This window comes from Neisseria sp. HMSC056A03 (genome assembly GCF_001815685.1).
Taxonomy (GTDB): Bacteria; Pseudomonadota; Gammaproteobacteria; order Burkholderiales; family Neisseriaceae; genus Neisseria; species Neisseria subflava.
Map to the genome: position 1 here is coordinate 1 of NZ_KV821620.1, position 14,045 is coordinate 14,045.

Annotated in this window: 10 protein-coding genes and 1 pseudogene; 8 read left to right on the top strand and 3 right to left on the bottom strand. The window is 48.7% G+C overall.

Going from position 1 to position 14,045, the window contains the following annotated elements:
* Positions 1 to 180: 180 nt before the first annotated feature.
* From HMPREF3052_RS04120 to HMPREF3052_RS04130, 3 genes are read right to left on the bottom strand one after another with little or no spacing between them, the layout of a single operon-like run.
* A complete protein-coding gene (locus HMPREF3052_RS04120; protein WP_070591292.1) occupies positions 181 to 1,632 on the bottom strand; it encodes a LutB/LldF family L-lactate oxidation iron-sulfur protein in 1,452 nt (483 codons plus the stop codon).
* Positions 1,629 to 2,330, bottom strand: a complete 702-nt coding sequence (locus tag HMPREF3052_RS04125) for a LutC/YkgG family protein (protein WP_003679224.1) — start codon at positions 2,328 to 2,330, stop codon at positions 1,629 to 1,631. The genes HMPREF3052_RS04120 and HMPREF3052_RS04125 overlap by 4 nt, the downstream gene beginning before the upstream one ends.
* The gene (locus tag HMPREF3052_RS04130; protein ID WP_070748712.1) at positions 2,327 to 3,106 is read right to left on the bottom strand and encodes a (Fe-S)-binding protein; all 780 of its coding nucleotides are present in this window, start codon (positions 3,104 to 3,106) and stop codon (positions 2,327 to 2,329) included. Before HMPREF3052_RS04130 ends, HMPREF3052_RS04125 begins: the two co-directional genes overlap by 4 nt.
* Before the next feature lie 668 nt (positions 3,107 to 3,774).
* Here HMPREF3052_RS04130 and HMPREF3052_RS04135 point away from each other — a divergent pair.
* The 8 genes and pseudogenes from HMPREF3052_RS04135 to HMPREF3052_RS04170 all read left to right on the top strand — a co-directional run bounded on the left by HMPREF3052_RS04135 (position 3,775) and on the right by HMPREF3052_RS04170 (position 13,857).
* Positions 3,775 to 5,683 (top strand): annotated as a pseudogene (locus HMPREF3052_RS04135) (alpha-amylase family protein).
* Between the two features lie 153 nt (positions 5,684 to 5,836).
* Entirely contained in the window at positions 5,837 to 6,661 is an 825-nt protein-coding gene (locus tag HMPREF3052_RS04140; protein WP_070748714.1) for an amino acid ABC transporter substrate-binding protein, read from the top strand.
* Complete coding sequence (locus HMPREF3052_RS04145; RefSeq protein ID WP_083311721.1) at positions 6,651 to 7,367, top strand: amino acid ABC transporter permease; 717 nt, start codon at positions 6,651 to 6,653, stop codon at positions 7,365 to 7,367. Before HMPREF3052_RS04140 ends, HMPREF3052_RS04145 begins: the two co-directional genes overlap by 11 nt.
* Positions 7,368 to 7,376: 9 nt before the next feature.
* The gene (locus HMPREF3052_RS04150; RefSeq protein ID WP_070748715.1) at positions 7,377 to 8,144 is read left to right on the top strand and encodes an amino acid ABC transporter ATP-binding protein; all 768 of its coding nucleotides are present in this window, start codon (positions 7,377 to 7,379) and stop codon (positions 8,142 to 8,144) included.
* Between the two features lie 171 nt (positions 8,145 to 8,315).
* On the top strand, positions 8,316 to 10,235 hold the full coding sequence (locus HMPREF3052_RS04155) for an ATP-binding cassette domain-containing protein (RefSeq protein WP_070748717.1): 1,920 nt from the start codon (positions 8,316 to 8,318) through the stop codon (positions 10,233 to 10,235).
* 47 nt (positions 10,236 to 10,282) lie between these two features.
* Positions 10,283 to 10,636 (top strand): nucleolar protein, encoded by a 354-nt coding sequence (locus HMPREF3052_RS04160; protein ID WP_070748719.1) that lies wholly within the window; start codon positions 10,283 to 10,285, stop codon positions 10,634 to 10,636.
* Positions 10,637 to 10,672: 36 nt separating this feature from the next.
* Complete coding sequence (locus HMPREF3052_RS04165) at positions 10,673 to 11,224, top strand: hypothetical protein (protein ID WP_070748721.1); 552 nt, start codon at positions 10,673 to 10,675, stop codon at positions 11,222 to 11,224.
* Positions 11,225 to 11,412: 188 nt separating this feature from the next.
* Positions 11,413 to 13,857 carry a DNA translocase FtsK gene (locus tag HMPREF3052_RS04170; RefSeq protein WP_070748723.1) on the top strand — a complete coding sequence of 815 codons (2,445 nt, stop codon included), beginning with the start codon at positions 11,413 to 11,415 and terminating at the stop codon, positions 13,855 to 13,857.
* The last annotated feature ends 188 nt before the right edge of the window (positions 13,858 to 14,045 follow it).

Genomic DNA, 14,045 nt, shown 5'->3' on the forward strand with positions numbered 1-14,045 from the left:
GTGGTGTAAACAACGCAACGTTTTCCTACAAATAAAGGCCGTCTGAAAATCTTTCAGACGGCCTTTTTATTCAAAAGAATCAAGATAAAATAATCATATAAATAATGATGCCACACCAGCAGCATTCAATAAAAAATAAAACCTGAGGCCTTTTATTCCTCAGGTTTTATTTATCAAGCCTTATGCTTTTTCTTTCTGGAGTTTCTCTGCCATCAGTTGATGCAGCGTTTTCTTAGCCGGTTTCATCGGAACACGGTTATCCGTCCAGCCCAGCTGCTTGCTAGGCGTCAATGCACGAAATTTAGTGGCTGTCCAACCGAATGCACGGTAAGCTTTACTGCCGCTGAAAATACCGTCAAACGTACGCCACGCCATTTGTTCGCCGAAAGTATGCGATGCGCCTTGACCACGGATAGGATGTGGAACGATTTCGGTTGGTGAACGTTGAGCTTCAACACGCAGACGTTGCATTTGCTCGGTAATCGGAATGCGTACCGGACAAACCTCAACACAGGCACCACACATGGTACACGCAGTCGGCAGATCGCGTGTCGCATCCAAGCCCAACAAGTGCGGAGAGATAATCTCGCCAATCGGGCCGGGATAAGTCGTACCGTAAGCCGCACCACCGATACGTGTATAAACCGGACAGTGGTTCATACATGCACCGCAACGGATACATTGCAAGGTACGGCGCATTTGATCTTCTGCATACGCTTGGCTACGGCCGTTATCAAGCAGTACCAAGTGCATTTCTTGAGGACCGTCCAACTCTTCGCTACGGCGAGGACCGGTAATCATATTGAAATAAGTGGTAATGTTCTGACCGATGGCGGAGCGTGGCAGCAGACTGTACAAAGGTGGAACATCCGACAGCTTCGCAACCACTTTTTCAATACCGGTAATGGCAATATGCACAGGCGGTACAGTGGTACTCAAGCGGCCGTTGCCTTCGTTTTCGACCAGACACAAAGTGCCCGTTTCAGCAACGGCAAAGTTCACACCGCTCAAACCGACATCGGCAGTACTATAAATATCGCGCAATGCTTTACGAGCAAATCCGGTCAACTGGTCTACATCGTCTGTTAATGGAGTACCGAGGTTTTGATGGAAAAGCTCACTCACCTGCTCTTTGGTCTTGTGAATGGCAGGCATCACGATATGAGTTGGTTTCTCGCCGGCCATTTGAACGATAAACTCACCCAAGTCACTCTCAACCGCTTTGATGCCTTGATCTTGCAGATAATGGTTCAGCTCAATCTCTTCACTGACCATAGATTTGCCTTTTACCATCAGCTTGCCGTTTTTATCGGTAATGATGTTGTGAATGATTTGGCAGGCTTCGGCAGGGGTTTCCGCCCAGTGAACTTTAACGCCTAACTTGGTCAGGTTTTCTTCCAGCTGTTCCAACAATGCAGGCAATTTGGACAACGAACGTTGACGGACATGCTCACACAAGTCACGCAGGCTTTGCAGCTCTTCTTCATCTGTCAAAACGGCTTTGCGCTTGGTCATCAGCATATCCATCGCTGTACGCAAGCTTTTACGCAGAGGCTTGTCTTGCAAAGAAATCGCAGCGTTTTGCTTGAACGTTTCCGGCTTCATATGGAATTTAATGGTTTGGGAACTCATGCTTTTTCCTCCAAATCGGCAGGGGAAATATGATCAGGCAGAACGGCCAAAACCACCAAATCGCGCGGGCCGTGTGCACCATAGGCCAAAGTCAATTGAATATCGGCAGTCTTAGACGGGCCGGAAATCAAAATAACGTTGGTAGGCATGCCTTTTTCTACCAGTTTTTCGCCTTCAACAGCATTATGAAATTCGTTGTACATTTTGCTGGTGTCAAACAGGCAGAAATGCACAGGCGGAACCAAACTCAGGCTGCGCGGCTCGACAGGGCTGGACTCCAGCATAATCGTACCGGTACGGGCAATACCGCATTTAGAGCCGCTAAAACCAGCCTCGATATCGGTAAAGAATTCGTTTTTCCAGTCGTCGATTTTTCGCTCAAAACCACGCGGTTCAATATTGGTATCGGCCAAAGCTGCACGGGCCAGCTGACCATGTTCTGTTTCCAATGGGAGCAGAATGTTTTTCAAGCCTTTACCTTCGGCTGCTTGACGGAATACTTGCGGCCAGTTGGATTTGGTAACCCAATAGATTTCAGTTTTGACGGCACGCATGGCAGCCGCCCAATGTTTTAAGCGCTCGACATCGTTTGCCCAAGAAACACCCATTTCACGGTAATAATCGAAAACCGGCGGTTCTTCCATCGGCAAGGCGTCGGCTTTTTTCAGTTTCGCTAAAATATTTTCGCGCGCGCTCATGCTTTACCTCCGGTACGTTCCAACAGGAAAGATGCAATATGTTTCGGACGTGGCATATTGGGTTCGTCTTTGGCAATTTTGCCGCCGATATTCATCATGCAACCGCAATCCGCGCTGATGATTTCAGTGGCGCCTGTTTCTTTTAAGGCTGCGACTTTGTCGGTTACCATCGCGCCGGAAATATCGGCTTGTTTCACAGAGAATGTACCGCCAAAACCGCAGCACTCGCTTTCATGGTCGTGAACGATACGTTCAACATTTTCCATGCCGTCAATCAGCTGCCAGCCTGACAAATGGACATTCATCTCACGACGCGCGGCGCAGGAAGTATGGACGGCCACTTTAATCGGCTCGCCTTTATCTTCAGGTTTGTAACCAATCGCCAGCAGGAAGTGGGTAAATTCAATGATACGGTTGGCACAATCAATCGCTTTTTGCTCGTACTCAGTACCTTTGAACAGAGTCGGCCAGTGGTGTTTCATCATGCCGCCGCAAGAACCGGAAGGCACGACAATCGGCCAATTTTCAGGGAATAAATCCAGTTGCGCTTTGGCAACATCAAAGGCTTCTTTAGGATGACCTGACGAATAGGCCGGTTGACCGCAGCAGCTTTGTTCCATCGGATAATGGATACGGATACCCTGCTGTTCAATTAAGGTAATGGCATCCATGCCTGCTTCCGGCATGAAAAGGTCAAGAACGCAAGTACCGAAGAAATAAGCATCGGTTGGCTTGCTGTCGAATACGGTGATTTGTGGTGGTTTGATTGCGCTCATTTTTTTGGAACGGGATAACCCATTTTCTTGTGTAAAAATAAGATGGATACTTTAAGTAATTGCTTGTAATGGGTCAAGTCTAATTTTAAAAAATAATATTAAAAAAGCATGACAAACCAGGCAGACACCTCTCCCTTATTGATTTGATAATCTACATAATAACCACTATCAATAAGAAATTTTATGGATTCATTTTTAAATAAATGAAATTCAACCATTCACTCTCTCTTCAAAACACAATAACTGCCTCTTTATAGAATCTTGATTTACATCAGAAGTCATGAACTTAATCTCTATGACACGTTTTTAAACAAAATAAGCAACCCGTTATGCTGCACATATGTTTCAGACGGCCATACTTAGCATAAAAAGATGTCTAATATAATAAAAATAAAAGTTTTTTTCACAAGACTCAGGCCGTCTGAAAGATAAGTTCGTCAAAAGGCCGCTTTCCATATGCTCAATCCTACTTTTAATCAAAATCAAACACTTGAAAAATCATCGTTCCCAACCTTGAAAACCCTATGCACACTCAAGCACTTCCAGTATTATTGTGACAGTTTCTTGACGCATAATTACAGTCTTAGCCGCCCACAATCGGCATGGATTTGCAAAAGAAGTGAAACCAAGCTTCAAAACAATTTCACCTTAACTTCGGAGTAGGCATTATGTTGACCCAGACTCAACAGGTTGATTTGACCTTGCATCACCTTAAAGAACGCACCCTATCGATTTATACCCCCGAACAGCGTGCAAGTATCGAGACATCTGAAGACTGGAAACAGTTTGACAGACGACTTGAGGAACGCTTCCCCAAACTGATGCATGAGCTGGACAATGTTTACAACAACAACGAAGCCGTCCTCCCCATGCTGGAGCAACTGATTGCCCAAGCATGGCAAAGCTATTCACAACGCAACTCATCCTTAAAAGATATTGATTGCGCGCGAAAACGATCCTGACTGGATTTTGTCCAACAAACAGGTTGGCGGCGTATGCTATGTCGATTTGTTCGCTGGCGATCTGCAAGGCTTAAAAGCCAAAATCCCTTATTTCCAAGAATTGGGGCTGACCTATCTGCACCTGATGCCCCTGTTTAAATTCCCTGAAGGCAAAAGCGACGGTGGCTATGCAGTCAGCAGCTATCGCGATGTCAATCCGGCTTTGGGTACGATAGACGACTTGCGCGATGTCATTGCCGCGCTGCACGAAGCTGGTATTTCCGCTGTTGTCGATTTCATCTTTAACCATACTTCCAACGAACACGAATGGGCAAAAGGCTGCGCCGCCGGTGATCCGCTCTACGACAACTTCTACTACATCTTCCCTGACCGCTGGATGCCCGACCAATACGACCGCAGCCTGCGTGAAATCTTCCCCGACCAACATCCGGGCGGCTTCTCCCAACTGGAAGACGGACGCTGGGTATGGACGACGTTCAACTCCTTCCAATGGGACTTGAATTACAGCAACCCATGGGTATTCCGTGCCATGGCAGGCGAAATGATGTTCCTTGCCAACTTGGGCGTTGATATTCTGCGCATGGACGCCGTTGCCTTTATTTGGAAACAAATGGGCACAAGCTGCGAAAACTTGCCTCAAGCACACGCTCTGATTCGCGCGTTTAACTCTGTAATGCGTATCGCAGCGCCAGCCGTGTTCTTCAAATCCGAAGCCATCGTCCATCCTGACCAAGTTGTGCAATACATCAGCCAAGACGAATGCCAAATCGGCTACAACCCCTTGCAAATGGCATTGTTGTGGAACACCCTCGCCACACGCGAAGTCAACCTGCTCCATCAAGCACTGACCTACCGCCACAACCTGCCCGACCACACAGCATGGGTCAACTACGTCCGCAGCCATGACGACATCGGCTGGACATTTGCCGATGAGGATGCATGGCAGTTCGGTATTCACGGCTACGACCACCGACAATTCCTCAACCGCTTCTTCGTCAACCATTTCGACGGCAGCTTCGCGCGCGGTGTACCGTTCCAATACAATCCAAGCACGGGCGACTGCCGTGTCAGCGGTACAGCCGCAGCATTGGTCGGCTTGGCTCAAAACGATCCGCATGCCGTTGACCGCATTAAACTCTTGTACAGCATTGCTTTGAGTACCGGCGGCCTGCCGCTGATTTACCTAGGCGACGAAGTGGGTACGCTCAATGACGACGACTGGTCGCAAGACAGCAATAAGAGCGACGACAGTCGCTGGGCACACCGTCCTCGGTATAATGAGGAGTTGTACAAGCAACGTCATGACAGCTCGACCACTACCGGTCAAATCTTCCAAGGTTTGCGCCATATGATCTCCATCCGCCAAAGCAATCCGCGCTTTAATGGCGGCAGACTGATCACCTTCAACACCAACAACAAACACATCATCGGCTATATGCGCAACAACGCGCTTTTGGCATTCGGCAACTTCAGCGAACATGCGCAAACCATCAGTGCGCACACCCTGCAGGCCATGCCGTTTAAAGCGCAGGATTTGATCAGCGGTCAAACCGTTTCTCTGAATCAGGACTTGGTACTGCAACCCTATCAAGTCATGTGGCTTGAAATTGCATAAGCTGAATTTTTTATGCATCATTCAAGGCCGTCTGAACAAATCAGCGTTCAGACGGCCTTTTAAGGCATAAGATGTATTTTGTATTTTGGGCAGTTTCGCTTAGAATGCACGCTTTAATACCAAATGACACACTTAAGTCAGGAGTAAAAATCCATGTTGAAAAAATTCGTACTCGGCACCATCGCTGCAGTAGTTTTGGCTGCTTGCGGCGGAGAAGGCAGCAACTCAGCTTCTTCTGCTCCGGCGCAATCCGGTGCGGCCTCCGGTTCACTGATTGAGCGTATCAACAACAAAGGTACCATCACTGTCGGTACGGAAGGTACTTACGCACCCTTCACCTACCACGACAAAGACGGCAAATTGACCGGCTACGATGTCGAAGTAACCCGCGCAGTTGCCGACAAACTGGGCATCAAAGTTGAATTTAAAGAAACACAATGGGACTCCATGATGGCAGGTTTGAAAGCCGGCCGTTTTGACGTGGTTGCCAACCAAGTCGGCCTGACCAGCCCTGAGCGTCAAGCGACTTTTGACAAATCCGAGCCTTACAGCTGGAGCGGTGCCGTATTGGTTGCCCGTAAAGACAGCAACATCAAATCCATCGACGACATCAAAGGCGTAAAAACCGCACAATCCCTGACCAGCAACTATGGCGAAAAAGCCAAAGCTGCGGGCGCAGAACTCGTACCGGTGGACGGTTTGGCACAATCGCTGACCCTGATTGAACAAAAACGCGCGGATGCGACTCTAAACGATGAATTGGCAGTTTTAGACTATATGAAGAAAAACCCGAATGCGGGCGTGAAAATCGTTTGGTCTGCGCCTGCCGATGAAAAAGTCGGTTCCGGCTTGATTGTCAATAAAGGCAATGACGAAGTCTTGGCGAAATTCAGCACGGCAATCAACGAACTGAAAGCCGACGGCACGCTGAAAAAACTGGGCGAACAATTCTTCGGAAAAGACATCAGTGTTAAATAATTTCCTTGCCTCTCTGCCGTTTATGACGGAAACACGCGCTGATATGCTCATCAGCGCGTTTTGGCCTATGGTCAAAGCCGGCTTCGCAGTATCTTTGCCTTTGGCGATCGCTTCTTTCGTTATCGGCATGATTATTGCCGTGGCCGTTGCTTTGGTGCGAATCATGCCCTCCGACAGCATTTTCCAAAAATGCTTGCTGAAGCTGGTTGAATTTTATATTTCCGTCATTCGCGGTACGCCGCTATTGGTGCAGTTGGTCATCGTATTCTACGGTTTGCCTTCCGTCGGCATCTATATCGATCCGATTCCTGCCGCCATCATCGGCTTTTCGCTCAATGTCGGCGCATACGCTTCCGAAACCATACGCGCGGCAATTTTGTCCGTACCTAAAGGACAATGGGAAGCAGGTTTCTCCATCGGTATGACCTATATGCAGACTTTCCGCCGCATTGTCGCACCGCAGGCATTCCGCGTTGCCGTGCCGCCTTTGAGCAATGAATTTATCGGTTTGTTCAAAAACACCTCGCTTGCCGCCGTGGTAACGGTAACCGAGCTTTTCCGTGTCGCCCAAGAGACAGCAAACCGTACTTATGACTTTTTGCCGGTTTATATCGAAGCTGCATTGGTTTATTGGTGTTTCTGCAAAGTACTGTTTCTGATTCAGGCGCGTTTGGAAAAACGTTTCGACCGCTATGTCGCCAAATAAGGAGTTGTCATGATTAAAATCCGCAATATCCATAAGACCTTTGGCGAAAATACCATTTTGCGCGGCATAGATTTGGATGTCGGCAAAGGACAAGTGGTTGTTATCTTAGGCCCTTCCGGCTCAGGCAAAACCACGTTTTTACGCTGTTTAAACGCTTTGGAAATGCCTGAACAAGGTCAGATCGAGTTTGACAATGCGCAGCCGTTAAGCATCGATTTTTCCAAAAAACCAAGCAAACACGATATTTTGGCACTGCGCCGCAAGTCCGGCATGGTGTTCCAACAATACAACCTCTTTCCGCACAAAACTGCGTTGGAAAACGTCATGGAAGGACCGATTGCCGTACAAGGCAAGCCTGTCGCCAAAGCGCGAGAAGAGGCTGTCAAATTGCTTGAAAAAGTCGGTTTGAGCGATAAAATTGACCTCTACCCCTACCAGCTTTCCGGCGGTCAACAGCAGCGTGTTGGTATTGCCCGCGCATTGGCGATTCAGCCTGAACTGATGCTGTTTGACGAACCGACTTCCGCGCTTGACCCTGAATTGGTACAAGATGTTTTGGATACCATGAAGGAATTGGCGCAAGAAGGCTGGACGATGGTTGTCGTTACGCATGAAATTAAATTTGCTTTGGAAGTGGCAACCACCGTCGTCGTGATGGACGGCGGCGTTATTGTCGAACAAGGCGGCCCGCAAGATTTGTTCAATCATCCCAAACATGAGCGGACACAAAAATTCCTGCGTCAAATCCGTGCAGACAATACCGATCTTCAAATTTAATTGAAACAACAGACAATTTGAAAGCATTTCCGACTGTCATTTCATAAAGGCCGTCTGAATAAGTGAAATAGAAATCGTTGATTTCGTTTTCATACTTGTTCGGACGGCCTTTTATATATCTTTTCAGGTAAAATAACGCCTTTCGTTTTACTCATCTCCTTGCCTGCCATCATGATAGAAATTAAAAAACTCACCCTGCAACGCGGTTTGAAAGTCCTGCTCGATAAAGCCGATGCCGTAATCAACCCCGGCCAACGCGTTGGTTTAATCGGTAAAAACGGTACGGGAAAATCCAGCCTGTTTGCGCTGATAAAAGGTGAAATCACACAAGATGGCGGCGAAATCCTTATTCCCAAAACATGGCGTCTGGCTTCCGTCTCTCAAGAAACGCCTGATTTAGATATTTCCGCTTTAGACTACGTTTTACAAGGCGATGCCGAATTGCAGGCTTTTCAGATGGCCTTGGCCCAAGCAGAAGCGCAAAACGACGGCATGAAGCAAGCCGAATATCACGCCAAACTTGAAGAAATCGATGCCTACACTGCTCCGGCACGCGCCGCCAAACTGCTTAACGGCTTGGGTTTTGCACAAGAAGAACATACCCACCCCGTCAAATCTTTTTCCGGCGGCTGGCGTATGCGCCTCAACCTTGCCCAAGCGCTGATTTGTCGTGCCGATTTGCTGCTTCTGGACGAACCGACCAACCATTTGGATTTGGAAACCGTACTGTGGCTGGAAAACCATCTCGCGTCCCTGCCCTGTACGCAAATCATCATCTCCCATGACCGCGACTTCTTGAATGCCACCACAACGCACACCATCGAGCTGTCGCAACAAAAACTGACCCAATACGGCGGCAATTACGATTTCTATCAAACCGAACGCGCCCAACGTCTGGCGCAACAACAAGCCGCCTACGTCAAACAGCAGGCACAAATCAAACATCTGCAATCCTTTATCGACCGTTTCAAAGCCAAAGCCACAAAAGCCGTGCAAGCCCAAAGCCGCATGAAGGCATTAGCCAAACTCGAGCGTATCGCCCCTGCGCATTTGGATAGCGAGTTTTCCTTTAAGTTTGCCAATCCGACCCACCTGCCCAATCCATTATTGAAACTCGACCATGCCGACTTGGGTTATGGCGACAATACCGTTTTGCACGATATTACCTTGTCTCTGGAAAGCGGCGCACGTTACGGCCTGTTGGGCGTTAACGGCAGCGGTAAATCCACATTTATCAAAGCATTGGCAGGAAAAATCGATTTACTTTCCGGCAGCATCGTTCGCTCCGAAAAGCTCAATATCGGCTATTTTGCTCAGCACCAACTGGACACATTGCGCGCCGACCAAAGTCCGGTTTGGCATATCCAACAGCTTTCGCCCGAAGTCCGCGAACAGGAAATCCGCAACTTTTTAGGCGGTTTCAACTTTGTTGGCGATATGGCGGTTCAAAAGACCGAGCCTTTTTCGGGCGGTGAAAAAGCTCGGCTTGCCCTTGCCATGATTATCTGGCAAAAACCTAATCTGCTCCTGCTTGACGAACCGACCAACCACCTAGACTTGGATATGCGCCACGCCCTGACACTTGCCCTGCAAAGTTTCCAAGGCGCATTGATTGTCGTTTCGCACGACCGCAGCCTGCTTGAAGCGACTACCGATAGTTTCCTCCTTATCGACAAAGGCCGTCTGAACAACTTCGACGGCGATTTAAACGACTACCGTCAATGGCGGTTGGCACAAGAAAACGCCGCAGTGGTCCCCGCTGCTTCTGCACAAAGCCAAAGCCGTAAGGACACCAAGCGCATAGAAGCACAAATCCGTCAGGAAAAAGCCAAACGCAGCAAACCGATTCAGCAGAAAATCGACAAAGCCGAAAAAGAAATCGTGCGATTGACTGATATTCAGACGGCCTGTGAAGCATTTTTGGCACAAGAATCTGCTTATTCAGAAGAAAATAAACCCAAATTGCAAGAGACACTCGCACAATTAACAGAAACTAAAGTAAAATTAACGCAACTGGAAGAAAACTGGCTGCAATGGCAGGAAGAGCTTGAGCAAATCCAAGTGGATGTCGAAGCCGAGTTTTCCCAATAAAAATAGAGCCATCAGGCCGTCTGAAATAAAACACAATACGGAAAAACATGACTTCAACCATCAAACAAGCCGGATACTTCCTCGTATCCTCTTTCGTCTTGGGCATTTCTCTTCGCGCAGCCGCCGCAGTTTATTCCTGCGGCAACGGCAGCTATACTTCCGAACCCAAATCCTCCTGCGCACAGGCCGAATTGCCTAAAATCAGCGGCCATCAAGGCAGCGGTTACCATCTCAACATCCGCAGTCTCAATGCCTCTGATGAACGCGCAAGTGCAAAGCCTAAGAAAAAGGCACGCACGGGAAAATCCGATAAACAAGAGAAAAAATCCGACAAACCGAGCAAAAACAAAAACAGTGCAAAAGCTAAAAAACAGCAGCCCATGCCGTCTGAACAAGAATAAAATGCTCAACTGCAACGAATCAGCCCTACCTGAATCATGAAAAAATATCTGCTTACCCTATCCCTGCTGCCGCTTGCCGTTTTCAACAGCCAAGCACACGCCGCAAAAATCTACACCTGTGAAGTCAACGGCTCAATTGTCTATACCTCGCGTCCAAGCGGCAACTGCCAAGCCGTCAATGATTTGCCGATTGTCGGCAAATACAGCAGCAGCCGATACGACGCCCCGGTGAGCGATGCGCCTACACTCAACGCGCCGACATCACAAACGGCTCCTGCAAAAAGCAAAAACACAGCGGCAAAATCCAACCATAAGGCAACGCCCAAACCTGCCCCTGTCCGCACCGCTTCTGAAACGACTCCTCCTCCGGTTCCCAAATCCTCAGGCGTCAACAGCCGCCGCTCTATTTTGGAAACCGAGTTATCCAATGAACGCGCGGCTTTGGCCGATGCCAAAAAGCAACTGAGCCAAGCGCGGACAGCCAAAGGCGGCAGCGTCAATCAACAGGCCATCAGTACACTGCAAGGTGCGGTTTTGGATAGGGAGAAAAACATTCAAGCCCTCCAGCGCGAACTGGGCAGAATGTAAGTCCAAATCAATCAAAACATCAGGCCGTCTGAACAGGTAGACACGAAATCCAAAATTTTCGTCGCGCCAAACAGACGGCCTGAATCCTGTAATGATTACGCCCGTTTCAATTTCTTGTGCCTAGTAAATACGGTATAATTTGCCCTTTACGCACATTACTTCCGGTCTTTTCAGACGGCCTTTATCTCATGACTGCAAAATCTTCTAAAACCCAAACAAAAAAACGCGTCTCTACCAAACCGGCAGCCAAACCGACCACACGCAAATCCACCAAAGCACAAACTCAGGCCGACAATAAAGTCTCCCAACGCCTCAAGGCCGCCAAAGAGCTGCAAAAAAACGAAGAAAAAAAAGCGCGCCCCGAGCATGTCGTCAACTTGATTAATGATGCTTTATGGCTGTTTGGCTTGGTTATCACCATTTATCTGGCCATTTCTCTGGCCAGCTTCAGCATGGACGACCCTGCATGGTCGCGCAGCGTTCCCAAAAGCAATGATGTCGCCAACCTCGGCGGCCTCTTTGGCTCCTATCTTTCCGATGTCGGCTATTATCTGTTCGGCTTGTCGTTTTGGTGGTGGATAGCCGCCTCTTGCGTTTTCCTCTACAAAAATTTCCGCCCCATGAAAAAGCAGGAAAACCACAAGCCCTACAATCACGGCGTAGCCGCTTTGGCATTGTTTCTCCTGCTGGTGTGCAGCCCGATTATCGAACATTTCCTGTTTGACAATGCATTGAGCGAATCCCTTCCCGTCGGTGCAGGCGGCTTAGTCGGCTTGTTGGCCGGTTCAGGCTTGGCTTGGCTGTTGGGTAAGTCGGGCAGCCTGTTGATTATGCTGGTGATGTTGCTTTTATCCATTTCCCTGCTGGCTCAGGTGTCATGGTTGGAAGTCATGGCCAAATCCGGCAGCCATATGGGCGGCCTGTTTGGCAGCCTGATGAAAAAACTGTCTCAATTCCAAAATAAAAAAGAAGATGTCCGCACTGAAGCTTTGGAAACCCAAAATACGCGCCGCATGGTTAAAGAGGCCAAAACCATTACCGCCACTCCGGTTGCTCCGTTAGCAGGCAGCAGCAGCAACCGTAAAACCGTTGCCGTATCCGTTGCGCCGCCCCCTAAAATCCAAACTTCCCTGTTTGACGATACTGAACCTAAAAACAACGGCGAATATCATAAGCCCAACATGAACCTGTTGCGTATGCCGTCTGAAGAACCGGTCGCCGTCAATCCGGATGAATTGCAACAGACCGCAGAATTGATCGAAGCCAAGCTGGCTGAATTCGGCATCGGCGTACAGGTTGTTTCCGCCACTTCCGGCCCCGTGATTACCCGCTACGAAATCGAACCGGCACAAGGTGTCAAAGGCAGCCAAATTGTCGCCCTGTCCAAAGATTTGGCGCGCTCGATGTCTCTGCAAGCGGTACGCATCGTAGAAACCATTGCCGGTAAAAACACCATGGGCATTGAATTGCCCAATGAGAAACGCCAAGACGTCATGTTGAGCGAAATCCTCTCTTCACCCGTATTTACCGACGCCAAGTCCAAACTGACCGTTGCCTTGGGTAAAGATATTGCGGGTACGCCCATTGTCGGCGACTTGGCAAAAATGCCGCATCTTTTGGTCGCTGGTATGACCGGCTCGGGTAAATCCGTCGGCGTGAACGGCATGATTATGTCCATGCTCTTCAAAGCCACGCCCGACGAGGTCCGCTTCATTATGATTGACCCGAAAATGCTGGAATTGAGTATTTACGACGGCATTCCGCACCTGCTCTGCCCGGTGGTGACCGATATGCGCGAGGCGGGACAAGCATTGAACTGGTGTGTTGCCGAAATGGAAAAACGCTATCGTCTGCTTTCTCACGCCGGCGTGCGCAATTTGGACGGTTTCAACCAAAAAGTTGAACAAGCCAAAGCGGCTGGCAAGCCATTGCTTAATCCATTCAGCTTAAATCCTGACGATCCTGAGCCTATTGAAAAACTGCCGTTGATTGTGGTCGTTATTGATGAGTTGGCTGACTTGATGATGACCGAACGCAAATCCGTTGAGCAGCAAATCGCACGCCTTGCCCAAAAAGCACGTGCAGCAGGCATTCACATGATTGTCGCCACCCAACGCCCGAGTGTCGATGTGGTTACCGGCCTGATTAAAGCCAACATTCCGACACGGATGGCCTTTACCGTACAAAGCAAAATCGACAGCCGCACCATTCTTGACCAAGTGGGTGCGGACGAATTGCTCAAATACGGCGACTCATTATTCCTGCAACCGGGCAGCGCAGAACCGACACGCCTGCAGGGTGCATTTGTTTCTGATGATGAAGTACATCAAGTCGTCAATTTCGTCAAAGAACAGGCTCCGACCAATTATGTTGAAGGCCTGCTCAGTGGCGAAGCGGCCATCGAAACCACCAATATTGTCAATCCGAACGCAAACAGCGATGAGCTATTCGATCAAGCCGTTGCCTTCGTATTGGAGAGCCGCAAGACTTCCATTTCTGCCCTGCAACGCCAATTGCGCATCGGCTACAACCGTGCTGCCAATTTGGTAGATGCCCTTGAAAATGCCGGTGTTCTCTCTCCGGCAGACATCAACGGCAGCCGACGGATTCTGGCACAAAAAGACCAGCTGTAAAAAACAACAATATCAAAACACAGAGGTCGTCTGAAAAGAATTTCCCACTTTTCAGACGGCCTTTTTATGTTATTCGTGAAACATTGTGTTATACTAAGCAGCTAAATTTTGACCTTATGCACGCTTCCGAAATTCTTCGGAATACTGGGCATAAGGATAACCGTTTAAACACAACAAATTTAAGGGCT